The sequence below is a fragment of the Limnohabitans planktonicus II-D5 genome (assembly GCF_001270065.2).
Lineage (GTDB): Bacteria > Pseudomonadota > Gammaproteobacteria > Burkholderiales > Burkholderiaceae_C > Limnohabitans_A > Limnohabitans_A planktonicus.
The window spans coordinates 55,121-72,516 of record NZ_LFYT02000013.1 but is presented as its reverse complement, the minus strand read 5'-3'; the positions used below and the strand labels follow the sequence as shown (position 1 = coordinate 72,516).

At 61.3% G+C, this 17,396-nt stretch carries 14 protein-coding genes; 5 read left to right on the top strand and 9 right to left on the bottom strand.

The features are described 5' to 3' along the window. Positions 1-111 precede the first annotated feature (111 nt). The gene (locus H663_RS31825) at positions 112-636 is read right to left on the bottom strand and encodes a hypothetical protein (protein WP_053174920.1); all 525 of its coding nucleotides are present in this window, start codon (positions 634-636) and stop codon (positions 112-114) included. Between the two features lie 106 nt (positions 637-742). Between H663_RS31825 and xdhC the strand changes: the two genes are divergently transcribed. Both xdhC and H663_RS31815 read left to right on the top strand, forming a co-directional pair. After that, the gene (xdhC, locus tag H663_RS31820) at positions 743-1,540 is read left to right on the top strand and encodes a xanthine dehydrogenase accessory protein XdhC (protein ID WP_116695862.1); all 798 of its coding nucleotides are present in this window, start codon (positions 743-745) and stop codon (positions 1,538-1,540) included. 176 nt (positions 1,541-1,716) lie between these two features. Continuing rightward, positions 1,717-2,928, top strand: a complete 1,212-nt coding sequence (locus H663_RS31815; protein ID WP_053174925.1) for a urate hydroxylase PuuD — start codon at positions 1,717-1,719, stop codon at positions 2,926-2,928. 83 nt (positions 2,929-3,011) lie between these two features. Here H663_RS31815 and H663_RS31810 read toward each other — a convergent pair whose 3' ends face one another. The 5 genes from H663_RS31810 to H663_RS31790 form a co-directional block, all read right to left on the bottom strand. Further along, positions 3,012-3,614 (bottom strand): lysophospholipid acyltransferase family protein, encoded by a 603-nt coding sequence (locus H663_RS31810; RefSeq protein WP_053174929.1) that lies wholly within the window; start codon positions 3,612-3,614, stop codon positions 3,012-3,014. Positions 3,615-3,734: 120 nt separating this feature from the next. After that, the gene (locus tag H663_RS31805) at positions 3,735-4,463 is read right to left on the bottom strand and encodes an LrgB family protein (RefSeq protein ID WP_053174932.1); all 729 of its coding nucleotides are present in this window, start codon (positions 4,461-4,463) and stop codon (positions 3,735-3,737) included. Then, entirely contained in the window at positions 4,460-4,807 is a 348-nt protein-coding gene (locus H663_RS31800; RefSeq protein WP_053174935.1) for a CidA/LrgA family protein, read from the bottom strand. The genes H663_RS31805 and H663_RS31800 overlap by 4 nt, the downstream gene beginning before the upstream one ends. Before the next feature lie 57 nt (positions 4,808-4,864). Then, complete coding sequence (locus tag H663_RS31795; protein ID WP_053174936.1) at positions 4,865-6,598, bottom strand: aldehyde dehydrogenase family protein; 1,734 nt, start codon at positions 6,596-6,598, stop codon at positions 4,865-4,867. Positions 6,599-6,621: 23 nt separating this feature from the next. After that, positions 6,622-8,223 (bottom strand): GMC family oxidoreductase, encoded by a 1,602-nt coding sequence (locus H663_RS31790; protein ID WP_053174937.1) that lies wholly within the window; start codon positions 8,221-8,223, stop codon positions 6,622-6,624. A gap of 205 nt (positions 8,224-8,428) precedes the next feature. Here H663_RS31790 and H663_RS31785 point away from each other — a divergent pair, with 205 nt between their 5' ends. Next, positions 8,429-9,376 carry a helix-turn-helix transcriptional regulator gene (locus H663_RS31785; protein WP_133240013.1) on the top strand — a complete coding sequence of 316 codons (948 nt, stop codon included), beginning with the start codon at positions 8,429-8,431 and terminating at the stop codon, positions 9,374-9,376. A 59-nt stretch (positions 9,377-9,435) separates the two neighbouring features. Beyond that, positions 9,436-9,972, top strand: a complete 537-nt coding sequence (locus H663_RS41620; RefSeq protein WP_165803908.1) for a hypothetical protein — start codon at positions 9,436-9,438, stop codon at positions 9,970-9,972. Positions 9,973-10,001: 29 nt separating this feature from the next. On the opposite strand, the gene H663_RS31775 is transcribed toward H663_RS41620, so the two are convergent. The 3 genes from H663_RS31775 to H663_RS31765 all read right to left on the bottom strand — a co-directional run bounded on the left by H663_RS31775 (position 10,002) and on the right by H663_RS31765 (position 16,216). Next, positions 10,002-11,408, bottom strand: a complete 1,407-nt coding sequence (locus tag H663_RS31775; protein WP_053174946.1) for an 8-oxoguanine deaminase — start codon at positions 11,406-11,408, stop codon at positions 10,002-10,004. A gap of 226 nt (positions 11,409-11,634) precedes the next feature. After that, positions 11,635-13,824 carry a TonB-dependent receptor plug domain-containing protein gene (locus H663_RS31770; protein ID WP_165803907.1) on the bottom strand — a complete coding sequence of 730 codons (2,190 nt, stop codon included), beginning with the start codon at positions 13,822-13,824 and terminating at the stop codon, positions 11,635-11,637. A 1,480-nt stretch (positions 13,825-15,304) separates the two neighbouring features. Continuing rightward, on the bottom strand, positions 15,305-16,216 hold the full coding sequence (locus H663_RS31765; RefSeq protein ID WP_053174952.1) for a LysR family transcriptional regulator: 912 nt from the start codon (positions 16,214-16,216) through the stop codon (positions 15,305-15,307). A 100-nt stretch (positions 16,217-16,316) separates the two neighbouring features. On the opposite strand from H663_RS31765, the gene H663_RS31760 reads away from it, so the two are divergent. Beyond that, entirely contained in the window at positions 16,317-17,381 is a 1,065-nt protein-coding gene (locus H663_RS31760; protein ID WP_053174955.1) for a tartrate dehydrogenase, read from the top strand. The last annotated feature ends 15 nt before the right edge of the window (positions 17,382-17,396 follow it).

The following is a 17,396-nucleotide window of genomic DNA, read 5'->3' as shown; positions in this document are numbered from 1 at the left end:
AAGTGAGGCTTTGGTTCGAGAAAAAGCCTTGTCGTGGCAATTTGCGACGAGTGAAAGACCCCGCTGTTGATGTCGCAAGCCCTTCACATGGGCTTGCTGCTGTGCGTGACTTCAGTCCTGACCTTCAGTCAAAGTGTCGAGCTGAAATTTCCCGCTTTTGTGCCACAGCCACACATCGGTGTAGGTGACCTGGCTCATGTGCTTGGGCACGGGGTAGGGCGCTGAAGCTTTGACCATGCGCTCGATCTCGGCCATGACGTGGGGTACATGCTTGGGTGCACGCATCCAGTTCACCGCCTTGACCGAGCCTTTTTGATCGATGTCCACATTCAGGACCCCCACAGCTTCGAGCAAGGGCGGCATGCGGCCTTTGTAAATGCGGTCCGCGTGCATGCCGTACAAATGGCCAGCAGCATCTTTTCGGTATTCTTTGCTGTTTCGGGCCAAGGATGTGGGGCCGTTAGGTGCCACGCCGGGTTCTGGCATTTTGGCTGCAGGCTGAGGTGCTGGTGGCGGTGGGGGTTTCACCGCAGGCGGCGGCGTGTTGCAGCCGCTCAATAAGGCCAAGGACACAGCGCCCACGGCCAGCAGGCTGTGGGTCAGGGGGCGGTGAATGGGGTGTGAACGTGGTTTCATGGCTAGCCATTGTCCTTGGCATACTCGGTGGTGGCAACGATTGTGGCACCGTCCCGCCTGGATGAGCAAGCCAGAGGCCATACCCAACTTTGAATGGATAAATAGCGTGAATTGGATCGAGCAAGCCCTCAAGCGGCTGAACACTGAGCAGGCTGTGCTGGTGACGGTGAATGCCACGCAAGGCTCTGTGCCACGTGGGCCTGGTACGCACATGCTGGTGTTCGTCAACGGCGAATTGGGCACGATTGGCGGCGGACATCTGGAGTTTCAGGCCTTGTCGCATGCAAGGCGCTTGTTGGCCGGGCAGACCGAGCAAACGGCCTTGCGCCAAGTGCTGGGCCCCAGTTTGGGGCAGTGCTGCGGCGGGGTGGTGGAATTGACCATGGAGCGGGTGGACGCAGCCGACATGGCGCGTCTACGCACCTTGCTGATGCCCCCGCGCACCCCGCTGGCGCTGTTTGGTGGGGGGCATGTGGGCAAGGCTTTGGTGCACACACTGGCCTCATTGCCCTTTGCGGTGCGCTGGATCGACAGCCGCGACGAGATTTTTCCGGCCGATGTTCCAAAAGATGTGGACTGCGAGCATTCCAATCCGGTGCAAGCTGCGGTGGCCGATCTGGCCGCGGGCAGCCGGGTGCTGATCATGAGTTTCAGCCATGCCGAAGACCTGGACATTGTGGTGGCCTGCCTCAAGCGACTGCGTGCGCAGGACGATTTGCCCTTTGTCGGGCTGATTGGCAGCCAGACCAAATGGGCCACCTTCAGGCACCGCCTGGAGGACCGGGGTTTCACGGCCGAAGAGATCGCCCGCATCACTTGCCCGATTGGCGTGCCGGGCATCACGGGCAAAGAGCCCGAAGTCATTGCCGTGGCGGTGGCGGCACAACTTTTGCAAACGCTTTGAGTCAGGCGCACTGGTTTACCCTGAGTCCATAGGGGACCGAGGCGCTGGATTCGCAGCTTAAAACTGTATACACTTCGGTGCACTGGTCGCAGCGGCGCAAGGATTTTCGGATTCATGTTCGCGACCGAATACCCACTCACAGGGCCCGCGGTGGTGAGGGGGTTGGAGAATCCTTCATGGAAACGTATCTGCTGGAATGGGCCAATTTGTTGCTGCGATGGGTGCATGTCATCACCGCCATCGCCTGGATTGGCTCCTCGTTTTACTTTGTCTTTCTGGACAACAACCTGCAAAAACCCAACTCACCCGACCTGCTCGAAAAAGGCGTGGGTGGCGCGATGTGGGCGGTGCACGGCGGCGGTTTTTACAACCCCCAAAAGTACATGGTGGCCCCCAAAAAGATCCACACCAAGCTCCATTGGTTCTATTGGGAAAGTTACTCCACCTGGCTGAGCGGCTTTGCGCTGTTCACCGTGCTGTACCTCTACAACGCGGGTACTTTTCTGATCGACAAATCGCTCATGGACTGGACGCCCGTGATGGCCGGATCGGCCGCCGTGGGCATGTTGGTGGCCTTCTGGTTCGTGTACGACATCATTTGCCGCGTGTTTGGCTTCCGCAAAAACGGTGAGCTGATCGTCGCGGGCCTGATGATCGTGGTGGTGGCGTTTTGTTCCTGGTTGGCCAATGAGCTGTTTGCAGGCCGGGCCGCTTTCTTGCTGGTGGGCGCGATGATCGCCACCGCCATGAGCGCCAACGTGTTTTTCTGGATCATCCCTGGCCAACGCAAAGTGGTGGCGGCCATGACCAGCGGCGAGACGTATGACGCCAACGCGCTGGCCATCCACGGCAAGCGCGGCAAGCAGCGCAGCGTGCACAACACCTACTTCACGCTGCCCGTCATCTTTGCGATGCTGAGCAACCACTACAGCTTTTTGTACACGCACGAGCAGCGCTGGGTGCTGCTGTTTGTGATGATGCTGGCCGGTGCCTTGATTCGCCAATTCTTTGTGCAACGCCACGCCTACCACCTGGGCCGCGCGTCCAACCCTTGGCCTTTTGCAGCGGTGGGCGTGGTGATGATTTTGGGCGTGATCGTGGCCTTGAAACCAGCCCCTGCGCCAGTTTCCGCAGTGCCCGCAGCGCCCGTGAGTTTTGCGCAGGTTCAAAGCCTGGTGAGTCAGCACTGCATCAGCTGCCACGGTGCACAGGTGCAGATGAAAAACGTGCGCCTGGACAGCCCTGAGCTGGTCAAGCAGCACGCCCAAAACATCTACCAGCAAGTGGTGGTGACCAAGCAAATGCCCATGGGCAACGCTACGGGCCTGACCGAAGAAGACCGTGCCATGCTGGGGCGCTGGTTCCAGGCGGGTGCCAAGACCGATTGAGTGTGTTGTGGATGTGCCCTTAGCGGGTCATATCGATCAAACGACCCATGCTCACGCCGATCAAGGGTGTGAGCATATGAGACTTAAGGGTTCTCAGGTGGCGTTTCAAACTGGTCTGCGTTTTTACCCTTGAAAGGCGCATAAAACGCCTTGATGGCGACCATGTCTTTCTCGATGTCCCCTGTAGGGTAGAACAGCGGGCCCAGGCCGCTGAGTTTGCGCGAGTAGTCCATGTAGGCCATCACGATGGGCACCTGCGCTTGCAGCGCGATGTAATAAAAGCCGGTTTTCCAATAGCGGGTTTTGCTGCGTGTGCCTTCGGGGGGCACCACCAAGTGCACCGCGCCATCGGCTTTGACCAATTCTTGCGCACAAGAGTCCACCAGGTTCGAGGCTTGCGATCGGTTGACCGCAATGCCGCCCAGCCAGCGCATGAGCGGTCCAAAGGGAAACGAGAAGATGCTGCTTTTGCCCATCCAGTAAATCTGCAGGCGCAACACATACGCCACCATCAGGGTGTAGGGCAGATCCCAGTTGCTGGTGTGCGGCGCAGCAATGACCACGCATTTGGTGACACCGGCAGGCAAACTGCCCTCGATCTTCCAGCCTGTGACTTTGAGAAATGCCAGCGAGATGCCGCGCAAGGTGGTGTTGACGATGGGGGTGTCAAAAATGGTACGGTGCATGGCGCTGTTCGGTCATCGGAAATCGGCGAGGGCGACACGCGGGCGCGCATGGCTCGGGGAGCACCGATTATGTCTTTCAAATTAACCTAAATGACTAAATTGCGCAATTTGACACCGCGTTCAAAACCACCAGGCCACCGCATACGGAATCAGCACCGCACCCGCAATACCGTGCAGCCCCATGCCCAAGCTGGCATAGGCACCGGCCTCGGCATTCACGCTGAAAGCGCGTGAGGTGCCAATGCCGTGTGCGGCCACGCCCAGGGCAAAGCCGCGTTGCCACCAGGCCGTCACGCGCAGGGCGTCGAGCACATAGCGGCCCAGCACCGCACCCAAGATGCCTGTGCTCACCGCAAAGATGGCGGTCAGGGTGGGTGAGGCTTGTACGCGTTCGGCAATGCCCATGGCAATCGGCGCAGTGACCGATTTGGCGACCAGCCCGCGCACCAACGCTTCATCCACGCCCAGCCAACGCGCCACCCCCACGGCCGTCAGCACCGAGGTCACGCCGCCCGCCATGAGCGACAGCAGCAACACACCCATGCGCCCCTTGAGCGAGGCAAAGCCTTTGTAGATGGGAATGGCCAGCGACACCGTGGCCGTTCCCAGCAAGAAGTGCACAAACTGTGCGCCTTCAAAATATTGGGCATAGGGCATGTCGATCACGCTGATGCCGATGCACACCACCACCACCGCGATCAGCACCGGGTTGGCCAGCGGGTTGCGCTGGCTGCGTTCGTACACGGTCAGACCCAGCAGGTAAGCGCTGAGCGTGAGCACCAAGGCCAGCAGCGGGCTGCCCGAGAGGTAGACCCAAATGTCGGAAATCGGCGGCAGGGTGTTGTTCATGGTTCGCTGTCCTTTTTGGCGAACAGTTTGAGCACCAAGGCGGTCACCGCCACTGTGGCCACCACGCTCAGCACCAGCGCCGCTGTGATGGCCCAGGCGTTGGCCTGCAACAGGGGCAGGTAAAGCACCACACCCACCGACGCTGGAATGAACAAGAGCCCCAGGTGCTGCAAGATGCCGCTGCCCACCATGTCCATGGACGCAGGCACATGGCCGCGCAGGGCCAAAAATGCCAGCAGCAAAACAAGGCCCAGCACGGGCCCCGGGATGAAGGGCAGGGCGAATTTGGACAGCAACTCGCCGAGGGCTTGAAAGAGGAAGAGTTGGACGAGGCCTTGGATCATGGCCTCAGTGTAGACAGCTCGGCGGGCGGATCATCAGCCCCTTGGTCAGTTTTGTTGTTACCCCAACAAGGCATTCCAGAAAATGCGCGGCATTTTCAGCAAGCTGGGACGGTGCTGAAACGCCACCAGCAATTGGCCCAGAATGGCCCCTTTGCGGTTGGTCACAAACCAGGGTGGGCGCGGCAGCAGGGTGAACGACAAACTCAGCAGGTTGCGCGGGAAGGGGCGAAACGGCGCTTCGACCACGGCGCGTTCGGTCTTGTCGAACAGCATGGTGTTGTGCACAACGCCGATGCCGCTTTGCACATCGTCCAGCGAGTGCCCCGGAAACGCGCCCCAGGGGGACTGCGCCGACAAAAAGCCCAAGCCCGTCCAGGCGTTGATGGCGATGGTGCCGTAGCGCAGATCGGCCAAGATGGCTTCAAAGCGCGGGCGTCCGATCTGGGCGATGGTGCTGGGGTGGATCACGATGTTCGCGCCCAAAGTGCCGTACAGCTGGCTGTTGGCCATCTCGATCGCGGCGATCAGATAGGCCTCGGCGTCTTGCCCGCCGATTTCGACCACGTTGAGCGCAGGCGCAAACACCTCGGTGCTGCGCGCTTTGGCGTTGCCCAGGTCCAGCGTGGACATGACCAGATCTTGTCCATCGGGGCGCTTGAGGGTTTTGAAGGTGGGGTTGTTCGTGCAGAACTCGGCCAGGCGCTCGGGTGCGCCGGGGTAGTACAGGCCACGAGGGAAGGCGTTTTGGATCACGCCTTCGAGTGCCTGCACAAAGGCAGATTTTTGCGCCCAGTCTTTGGGCAGCACCAGCACTTGGCAAGCCACGCAGTTGAAGCCCGAGTTGTGCAGTTTTTGCGTGGCCACTTGTTCGGCCTGAAACCGGATGTCGGCCGCCGACCAAGGGCCTGGCACCACGATGGTCGGGCACACCGCGCCCAACTCCGAGGTGATCTGGCGGGTGTTGATGGGCGTATTGGCAGCCTTGTTGGCGCGGCCCTGTTCACCAGGGCCCCAGACGATGGCGTCGTGTGATGCCCCAGCACCCGTGATGTGCAGCGTCTCCACCAGCGGGTGATTGCACAGGTATTGCCCCACATCGGTGCCGCCGCGCACGATGCGCACAAAGCCCCGGTCGATCAGCGGTTTGAGCGCGGCATCCAGAAACTCGATCAGGTAATCGTTGACCGGGTTCATCTTCAGCATCGCCACTTCGTTTTCGGCAAACAGCTTGTGGAACACATCCAGCGGTGCGATGGCCGCGATGTTGCCCGCGCCCAGCACCAGCCCCAATTTGCCAGTCTTGTGCTGCGGGCTGGCCGGGTCGTAAATGGCGGCCGTGTGCTGGGCCAGGTTGGCGCGGGTCACGCCCGGCTGCATCCACACATCGAGCTTGACGCCGCTCAGCAGCAAATGGTCCCACAAGGAATGCGGCAACACGCGGGCGGCCAGTTGCCCGTTGGGCAGCTCGCGCAGGGGCAGGCCGCTCAGGTGCTGCTTGCCTTGCACCTGGGACAGCGTGGCCATCATCTGGTTGCAATACGCCATGACGGTGTAAGGCCCCGACAGCCACTCCTCGCCTTCGAGCGGCGAGCCAGCCGGAATGCCTTTTTGGCGCGAAGCTTTCTCGGCCCAGGCCTGCGCCACAGGCAGCAGGGCATCCTTGATCTCGTTCAGGATGGCGATGCGCTCGGCCACCGAGGTTTGCACCCAGCGGCTGCGGTGCTCGGCCAGGGTCTGCAGGTCAAGGTCCAGACTGGATTGGCACTCGGCCAGGGTGGGCAGTGTTTGCATGTCAGGCGGTCTTGGTAGGGGTTTCAGGCTTGGCGAATCAGATCGGCGGCTTTCTCGCCAATCATGATGGTAGGCGCATTGGTGTTGCCACTGCACACCGTGGGCATGATGGACGCATCCACCACGCGCAGGCCTTGCAGGCCGTGCACGCGCAGCTGGGCATCGACCACGGCCAGTGGGTTACTGGCCGGGCCCATCTTGCAGGTGCCCACCGGGTGGTATTGCGTGTCGGCGCGGCGGCGGATGTCGGCCGCAATGGCGGCTTTGTCGTTCTTGTCCACCGGGTAGAGCATCTTGCCGCGAATGGCGTCAAAGGGTTGGGACTCGATGATGGTTTGCTGGATCTGAACGCCTTTGACCAGCAGGTCCAGGTCGCGCTCGTCGCCCAGAAAGTTCGGGTCGATCAGCGGCGCGGTGCGCACATCGGGGCCGGCCAGCGTGACGCTTCCCCGGCTGTGCGGGCGGATCACGTCGACGTGGCAAGAAAAGCCGTGGCCCAAGTGCATCTTGCGGCTGTGGTCGTCCACGATGCCGACCACAAACACCAGCTGCAGGTCGGGCGTTTGCACCTCGGGTGAAGACCGAAAAAACGCGCCCGATTCGGCAAAGGTGCTGGTGACCAGACCCGTGCGTTTTTTCTTCCACTCGCCAATGGCCTTTGTGACCTTGACGGTACCCGTGGCCGACACGCCAAAGGTCTCGGAGTTGCTGGGCGCACGCCAGGTCTGCACATGGTCGATGTGGTCGTGCAGGTTTTTGCCCACGCCTTCGAGCGCGTGCACCACCGGGATGCCGTGGCGCTGCAGCTCGGCCGCTGGCCCCACGCCCGAGGCCATGAGCAGTTGCGGCGAGCCAAAGGCCCCGGCCGACACAATCACTTCGCGGCGTGCGCGTAATTCGCTCACCTGGCCGCCTTGGTCGATGCGCACGCCCACCGCGCGCGTGCCTTCAAACAAGATTTTCGTGGTGACGGTGTTTGTCTTGACGCTCAGGTTGGGGCGCGACAGGTGGGGCGTGATGTAGGCCTTGGCCGCGCTGTGGCGCTCTCCGTTTTTGTGGAAGACCTGGTACATGAACGCGCCAAACTGCTCGGCCCCGTTGTAGTCAGGGTTGTACGGAATGCCGTGCAGGGCGCAGGCGTCGAGGAACATTTTGTTGACCGCGCTGGGGCTGCGCAGCTCGGCCACGTTTTGCGGGCCGCCCGTGCCGTGGTATTCGCTGTCGGTGTGGGTTTCGTTGTGCTCGGCTTTTTTGAAGTAAGGCAGTACATCCTGGTAAGACCAGCCGGTGTTGCCCAGCTCGGCCCAGTGGTCGTAGTCTTGGCGGCCGCCCCGCACATAGAGCATGGCGTTGATGGAGCTGGAGCCGCCCAGCACCTTGCCGCGTGGCTGGTAGCCCTGGCGACCGTTCAAGCCCTTTTGCGGCACGGTTTTGAAGGCCCAGTTGTTGAACGGAATCGGCAGCATGGCCACGACACCGGCAGGCGCATGAATAAAGATGCTCTTGTCCGGGCCGCCCACTTCCAGCAGGCACACGCTCACGTTCGGGTCTTCGCTCAGGCGCGAGGCCACAACGCAACCGGCCGAGCCGCCGCCCACCACGATGTAATCGAATTCAGTGCTCATCAGGGTCTCCTGTTTTTATCGATGAAAGACCCTTGCAGTCTAGAAAGCGGCCAAGCGGCTGACTATCCAGATTTCGGCAAAGCCTGCGTTGTGCGCTGGGTATTTACCCTCGAATGGCGACCTTACTTGCGCCGCCGCATACGGGTCAGATCCGATTGACAGAGCTTGCACCCAAGCATCCAATTTCGGATTGTCTGCACACACCATGTCTTTGCCAACGCCTACCTCTGCCGGTTTTGTGACCCAACTGAACGCCTTCGATCCGCAGGCCTTGGTGCTGGCGTTGCAAGAGGGTTTTCTTGAGCATGTGCAACTGCAGCCCGGGCGCTTTGGCGGGCAGATCGTGCACAGCATCAGCGCCCAATGCCGTACTGACTGGGGTCAGTACAACTTGGCCCTGCTGGCCCAGGGTGACCTCTCGCCCGAGTGGCTGTCGGTGGGCATTTTTTTGCATGGCCACGGTGTGTGGCGCGTGCAAGGCCAGGAGCTGCGCAACGGCGACCTGGTGGTCTATGCGCCTGGCCGCGACATGTGCATCAGCCTGCCGCCGCAGGCGCAGTGGGTGGGCGTGCAAATGCCGCCGCACAAACTAGAGGCCCTGGGCCTGCACATGGCCCCGGGCGTGAGCGCCTTGCATCTGCCCGGTCAGCTGCCGCCGCAGGCGCTGCAGCAACTGGTGGAGTTGTCGAGCGTGTTGGGCCCCAATCGGCAGCTCGACCTGGACGCGGCTTTGGTGGACCAGGCGCACGAGCAGCTGCAGCACATCCTGTGGAGCGAGTTGGCCAGGCGCTGGCGTCAGCCCAGCAGCAGCGCTGCGCTGAGCCTGCAAACCCGAGAGCGCTTGTTGCAGTCGGTGGACCAGTGGGCCCAGGACAACACCACCACACCGCTGCGCATCGACGCGCTGTGCGAGGCGCTGGAGGTGCCCATCTGGCAACTGGAGCGTGCCTTCTTGCAAACCTACGGCATGGCCCCGCAGCGCCTGATCACCCTGCGTCGCCTGGCCAAAGCCCGCCGGGCTTTGCAACTGCAAACCGGCAGCGTGACCGAAGTCGCCATGGGCCACGGCTTCTGGCACTTGGGGCGCTTTGCAGGGCTGTACAAAAACTACTACGGCGAAAGCCCGTCGGAGACGGTGCGGGCGATGGGGTGAGGGAGTTGTGCGGCTTTGGAGCCTATTTTCCCAGCACTTGAAGAGCTGGATGAAGGTGAATGTGCAGCCCCGTAGCCCATGAATTTGGTGTTGATCAAATTTCTGAACTCACAATATCCATGGCTGCGACTGGCTTTGCCAAGGGCGCAGGTCTGCACCAGGGATGCTTTGTTTTTCGACCCAGCAGTTTTGAGCCGCAATCGAGTCGGCAAATCCGGTTTCAAATTTTTTTGCGCAGCCAGACGGGTGTTGTTCTGGTTGGCGTGCAAAGCGCGAAAGTGATCGACCAATGGGATGATGGTGTCAATTTGCCCTTCTTTCTCTGCAAACACCGGTTCCCGCTCGGCGAGTACGCAAATGCTTTCAATACGGTTTTTGGCTTTGGTGGCGGTGATTTGCAGGGTGGGCTCCTGATGAATGGCTATTTTGCAAAATGCGTCCAAGGTGTGGAAACTTATGGGTCCGGCCCGATGATGTTTGAGCCGTGTGTTGCCAGTTGGGAAGATTTTGTGGGAGCTAGCCATGCAAGCGAAAAGCCTGTGGTCCACAAGCGCCTGATCGCCAGCAGGGCTAGCGCCCACAAGGTGCAAGATTGAAGTCATTCTGCAGACTTCACAGGACCGGATCAATAAACTGCCCCCAACGCCAACTGCAAAGCCAACTGGTTGTGCCGCTCGATCAGCGGCCCCATGTCCACCGTGGTGATCTGGCCTTGATGCACCACCACGCGGCCATTCACGATCGTGTAGTCGGCGTTGTCACTGGCGCACAGTAAGAGCGCCCCCACAGGGTCGTGCACAGCACCACCCGCCATGCTCAGCGTGTCGGTGAGGAACATGGCAATGTCGGCGCAATAGCCTTCTTTGATTTGCCCCAGCTCATGGGCGCGGCCCAGCACCTCGGCGCCGCCGCGTGTGGCCAGGCGCAGGGCGTCGCGAGGGGTCATGTCGGCGGGGCCGTGGTCACAACCGAACGGTTCTAAAGCTTTGCCCACACGCGCCAGCAGCATGGCTTGGCGGGCTTCGTTCAGCAGGTGCGCCGCGTCGTTGCTGGCGCTGCCGTCCACGCCCAAGCCAATGGGCACGCCTGCGTCGAGCATTTTGCGCAGGGGCAAGATGCCGCTGGACAGCCGCATGTTGCTGCACGGGCAGTGGGCGATGCCGGTGCGCGTTTTGGCAAACAGGTAGGTGCCTTCGTCGTCCAACTTCACACCATGGGCGTGCCACACATCGTGGCCCACCCAGCCCAAGTCTTCGGCGTATTGAGCGGGGGTGCAGTTGAACTTCTCGCGGGTGTAAGCGATGTCGTGGTCGTTTTCGGCCAAGTGGGTGTGCAGGCGCACGCCGTGGGCGCGGGCCAGCTTTGCCGATTCGCGCATCAAGTCCTGGCTCACACTGAAGGGCGAGCAAGGGGCCACGGCGACATGCGTCATCGACCCGAAGCTGGCGTCGTGCCAGGTTTCGATCAGGCGCTGGGTTTCTTTGAGGATGGCGGGCTCTTGCTCGACCACGCTGTCGGGCGGCAAACCGCCTTGGCTTTCGCCCACGCTCATGCTGCCGCGTGTGGCCGTGAAGCGCATGCCGATGGTGTGCGCCGCTTCGATGCTGTCGTCCAGCCGCACGCCGTTGGGGTAAATGTAGAGGTGGTCACTGCTGGTGGTGCAGCCGCTCAGCAGCAGCTCGGCCATGGCCACCTGGCCCGATACGCGCACCATCTCGGGCGTGAGACCCACCCAGATCGGGTACAGGCCCTTCAGCCAACTGAACAGCTCGGCGTTTTGCACGCCCGGTATCGCCCGCGTCAGTGATTGGTACATGTGGTGGTGCGTGTTGATCAGGCCCGGCACCACCACATGGCGGCGCGCGTCGATCGCTTCGTCGACTTGCTTGAGCAGTTCTTCGGTGTTTTCAGTGGCGGGAATGATGCGTTCGATGCAGCCGTCGCGGATCAAGATCGAGGCGTCATTCAGTTCGGTGTTCGCATCGTCTTGAGTGGCGATGCAGCGGGCGCGGTGGATGAGCAGCGTGGTCATGGACTTGTCCTGGGCAAAGGGTGAAACAAGTCGCGGCCGAATCCCCTGTCCCCCGTGCACACAGGGGAGGGCGAGCACCACGTTGCCGCGCGTCCCGGGCTGTGCAGTGGGGCGATTTTAAGCAGATGAGCGTTCGTGAAGCGCTGGCGCGTTGGCGTTTTCGCAAGACCTGAAGATGAACGGGCCTATTCTTCTGAAGCCCATCACTTGGCAAAACCCACCAGAGTCAACAAGGCTTGAATGCCCCACAAAATCGCGTCCCCACCGACAGATAGACCCGGGGTGTGAGTGCCATGCTGGAGCGGTCTTGCCAGGCTTCGCCTGTTCCGTCAGCGTAGTGGCGATCGCGGTTAAAGCGGGCGTTGCCGATGTTGTACACCCCCACGCGCCAGTAACCCCAGGTCGGCTGCACACGCCCGATGTAAACATCCAGCGCCGCACGGGCGTGGTCTTGTCCGGTGATGCCGGCAGAGGTGTTGAGTTGGGTCGGTCCCGTGAGCGATAAGGTGACGCCACCAAACAAGCCGCCTGTGCTGCGCAGGGGTTTGGCCACGTTCACGCTGGCGGTGTAGCGGGCTTGGCCAGGAATGCGGTTGCCCTCACTGGGGCCACTGGTCATCCGCGACTGCAACACACTGGCGTTGCTCGACAGCGTCCAGTCCCGCCCCAAACCCGCCCAGGCCAGTCCGGTTTTGACATCGGCCTCCAAGCCCCAGACCGTCGCTTCGCCCACATTGGCACGGGTTTGTAACCAGCGGCCATTGATCGGCGTCACCAAGGTGGCCAGTGTGTCGCTGAGCTGACGCACAAACAGGTTCAAGCCCAAATGACCTTGCTCACTCAGGCGTTGGTCCAGCCCGGTGTCCAGACTCCATGCCACTTCGGGACGCAGGTCGGGGTTGCCTGCGTTGTCCGGGTTGGTGATGCTGTTGCCCCCCACACTGGGGCTGGTGCGGTTAAACAAATCGCGAACAGCGGGGTTGCGTGTGACCCGGGCAAGGTTCCAACGCCACTGCATGTCTTTGCCAATGGCGGTGCGTGTGTGCAGCGAGGGTTGGATGAAGTGCATGCGCCGCTCAGGGATGACGCTGGCATCGGCACTGGTCAGGATCATCGTTTCGGAGCGCAAACCGCCCGTCAGGGTGGTTTTGCCCGGTAACGCCCATTCGTTTTGCCCCCAGATGATCTGGCGTTGCAGCTTTGCGCCCATCTCCACGCGGTTGCTGCCGCGCAGGGTGTCGGTGTTCTGGGTCAATGCGTCCAGGCTCAGCGCATCCAGCTCCACCCCGGTCGACCACAGCAAGGGGCTGTCGGTGCCTGTGAGTTTGGATTTGAGCGTCCACTGCCTGTCGCGCTGCTCGTCAGACAAGGCGTAGTCGGAATTGGGGCTGCCCTGGGACTGCACGATGCCCTGGCGGTTCAGGCGGTAGTTGCTGCGGGCACCATGCAGTGTGGTGTCGAGCTTGCTGCGGTCAAAGCGGTGCGTCCAGTCCGCTGCAACTTGCAGGTATTGGCGCTGGTAGTCGTTCATGTCTTGGCTGTTGAGTGCATAGGGGGTGCCGTCGCGCCACAGGCTTCCAGAGGCCAGGGCGGTGCCGTCAAATTCGGTCTGGCTTAAGGTCGCACGCAGGGTGAGCTGATCACTGGCACCCATGCGCCCACTCACCTTGGGAAGCAGCATGGACTCGCTGCGGCGGTAGCGGCCCGCGGTATCGGTTGTCGAAGTGAGCCGCCCGTCCGACAGAGTTTGCCGCTGGGTATCGGAGCCAATCAAGTAATCGATGCGGCTGGCCGCGACAAAGTAAGTCCAGGGTTTGACGGGTGGCGTGTCCGATGCCGCATCGGCTTTGGGGTGAACGGGGTCGGTGCCCAAGGGCCCTGACTGCGAGAAGTACAGCTGCCCCGCATTTTGACCCCAGACATGGTTGTTGGTCAGTTGCAAGGTGGTTTCGCGCTTCACGGTGGCGGCACGCAAAACGATGTTCAGTGTGCCCCCGGTGGCCCCAGAAAATTCAGCCGTCGGTGCGCGCACCACCTCAATGCGCTCGATCAGCTCAGAGGGCAGCTGGTCCAGTGGCAGGGAACTCTTGCCGCTGCTGACACGCTGACCGTCAATCAGCAATTGCGTTGCACTGGCTTCCATGCCGCGCATGCGAATCTCAACGCCCCCTTGCCCGTTGGGCGTGACTTGCACACTCGGCAGCTGCCGCAGCACATCCACGACAGAAAATGCGCCCAAGGCGGCAATGTCTTTGCGATCTACCACCACCAGCGATCCTGTCGCATCAAAACGCTGCTCGATCGCCCGCCGGGCAGACACCGTGACCGTGTCCGTTGGCTGCTCCTGCGGCGTTGCCCGTTCATCGGGCAAGGTTTGAGCGATGACGAGCAGGGGCACGCCGATCACAGAAAGCACTGAAAAATGCAAAAAAAGAGGAGGAGTTCTCATGACACTTGGCGTTGACCTGCCATGCCAACAAGGCATGCAGGGGTTATTGACTTCAATGGCGGCAAACGGACCCTGTTGAGCTGAACCGCCACGGTCATGTATTGAACCATCATGGGATGGAGGGCACAAGCGCCCGCTGAAGTATGAAATGTGTGAGACATGTCACCTCGTGGGTCGGCACTCGAAGAGTCCGACGCTTGGAGCTTGAGCGCTGAACCTGATTCAACTTTGGCGGGCTTCACCAGGCCCATGTCGGGGTCTTCGACCACCGACCTACGAATACATCGCTTCCGTAGGTCGGCACTCGAAGAGTCCGACGTTTGTGAGCTTGGGCGCTGATCCTGATTCAACTTTGGCGGGCTTCAGCAGCCCCACGTCGGGGTCTTCGACCACCGACCTACAAATACATCGCTCCCGTAGGTCGGCACTCGAAGAGTCCGACGTTTGTGAGCTTGGGCGCTGAACTTGATTCAACTTTGGCGGGCTTCAGCAGCCCCACGTCGGGGTCTTCGACCGCCGACCTACGAATACATCGCTCCCGTAGGTCGGCACTCGAAGAGTCCGACGTTTGTGAGCTTGGAAGCTGATCCTGATGCAACTATTGCGGGCGTCAGTAGGCCCACGTCGGGGTCTTCGACCACCGACCTACGAATACATCACTCCCGTAGGTCGGCACTCGAAGAGTCCGACGCTTGGAGCTTGAGCGCTGAACCTGATTCAATTTTGGCGGGCTTCAGCAGCCCCACGTCGGGGTCTTCGAGCACCGACCTACGAATACATCGCTCCCGTAGGTCGGCACTCGAAGAGTCCGACGTTTGTGGGCTTGGAAGCTTAACCTGATTCAATTTTGGCGGGCTTCAGCAGCCCCACGTCGGGGTCTTCGACCACCGACCTACGAATACATCGCTCCCGTAGGTCGGCACTCGCAGAGTCCGACGTTTGTGAGCTTGGGCGCTGATCCTGATTCAACTTTGGCGGGTTTCAGAAGGCCCACGTCGGGGTCTTCGACCACCGACCTGCGAATACATGGCTCCTGTAGGTCGGCACTCGCAGAGTCCGACGTTTGCTGGATTGGGCGCTGAACCTGATTCAATTTTGGCGGGCTTCAGCAGCCCCACGTCGGGGTCTTCGACCACCGACCTACGGGGCTCTGCCTTGTAGGTCGGCACTCGAAGAGTCCGACGTTTGTGAGCTTGGGCGCTGATCCTGATTCAACTTTTGCGGGCTTCACCAGCCCCATGTCGGGGTCTTCGACCACCGACCTACGAATACATCACTCCCGTAGGTCGGCACTCGAAGAGTCCGACGTTTGCTTGCTCGGGCTCTGATCCTGATTCAACTTTGGCGGGTTTCAGAAGGCCCACGTCGGGGTCTTCGACCGCCGACCTGCAACATCTTTGAGCCTTGAAAACTTCACAGGGCCGAATCCATAGTCGCAAGCGCCTGATCAAGCGCCCAATGGAGTGAACGCCTCGGCCGCAAAGTCCACAAACGCCCGCACCCGCGCCGCCGATTTGTGCTGCGCGGGGTAGACCGCATAGATGTCGGCATCGGGTGTGTGGTGCTGCGGCAGCACTTGCACCAGCTGGCCACTGGCCAAGTGCTGGCGGATGTCCCATTCGGCCCGCAGCAAGAGGCCGTGGCCGTCCAGCGCCCATTGCACCGCGATGCTCCCGTCGTTGGTGGTCAGGTTGCCGCGGGTCTTGATGGCCTCGCTTGAGCCTTGCTTGCCGCGTGTGAGTTTGACCACGCCATAGGCCTCGCCGCCTTGGCGGATGCTGATGAAGTTGTGTCGGGTCAGCTCGGCAGGGGTTTTGGGTTCGCCATGCGCCTGGAGGTAAGCGGGCGAGGCACACAGCAGGCGCTGGTTGCTGGCGATTTTGCGTGCAATCACGCGGGTGTCGGGCGGCGGGCCAAATCGGATGCACACATCAAAGGCGTCGTCGGTGAGCGCTGGCGGGTCCACCGACAGTTGCAGTTGTGCATCGACCTGCGGGTATTGCCGCACAAAGCGGCTGATGAGCGGGCCGATGTGGCTGCGCCCAAAGCCCAACGTGGCGTTGACGCGCAGCAGGCCACTGGGCGTGGAGCGGCTGGCACCCAACTGCTGTTCCAGATCGGCCATCTCGGCCAGGATGCTGCGGGCGTGGCGCAGCGTGGTTTCGCCTTCCACCGTGAGGCTCATGCGGCGCGTGGTGCGGTTGACCAAGGGCACCCCCAGGCGCGACTCCATGTGCGACAGGCGTTTGCTCACGGCGGCGGTGGTGATGCGCAGCTCACGCGCGGCGGCGCTCAGGCTGCCCGCCATGGCCAGTGCAGAAAAAAAGCCGAGATCGGCCGCTTGCAGGCGTGGTTCCATTGTTGATCACAGGTTAACAATGGCTTGAATTTTAGGGTGTTTGTTGATCTGATTAGGCTCCAGAATGTCCGCACCGTTCAACACCCATCCCGCATTCATCATGAAAACCTACCGCATCGCCACCATCCCCGGAGACGGCATTGGCAAAGAAGTCATCCCTGCAGGCCAGCAAGTCATGCAGGCCTTGGCGCAAGCCTGTGGCACGTTTGCTTTCGAGTTTGAAAACTTTGGCTGGGGCGGTGACTACTACCGTGAGCACGGCGTGATGATGCCCGCCGATGGCCTGGACGCCCTTCGTGGCAAAGACGCGATTTTGTTCGGCTCGGCCGGTGACCCGGACATCCCTGACCACATCACGCTGTGGGGTCTGCGCCTGAAAATTTGCCAGGGCTTTGATCAGTACGCCAACGTTCGGCCCACGCGCATCTTGCCGGGCATCGATGCGCCTCTGAAGCGCTGCACACCCCAAGACCTGGACTGGGTCATCGTGCGCGAAAACTCCGAAGGCGAATACTCGGGCGTGGGCGGCCGTGTGCACCAGGGTCACTCGATCGAGGCGGCCACCGATGTGTCCATCATGACCCGCGCAGGCGTGGAACGCATCTTGCGATACGCCTTCAAACTGGCGCAGTCTCGCCCTCGCAAAATGCTCACGGTGGTGACCAAGAGCAATGCCCAGCGCCACGCCATGGTCATGTGGGACGAGATCGCCGTGCAAGTGTCCAAAGAATTCCCCGATGTGAAGTGGGACAAAGAGTTGGTCGATGCCGCCACCGCCCGCATGGTCAACCGCCCGGCCACGCTGGACACCCTGGTTGCCACCAATTTGCATGCCGACATCCTGAGCGATCTGGCAGCCGCTTTGGCGGGCAGCTTGGGCATTGCGCCCACGGGCAACATCGACCCCGAGCGGCGCTACCCCAGCATGTTCGAGCCCATCCACGGCTCGGCGTTTGACATCATGGGCAAAGGCTTGGCGAATCCGGTGGGTACCTTCTGGTCGGTGGTCATGCTGCTGGAGCACATTGGCGAGCCGGCCGCCGCCCAGCGCCTGATGGCGGTCATCGAAAGCGTGACGGCCAACCCTGCATTGCACACCGGCGACCTGGGCGGGAAAGCCCTGACGGGCGATGTCACCCAGGCTGTATGCAAAGCCCTGGCTTGACGTCATGATGCAAAA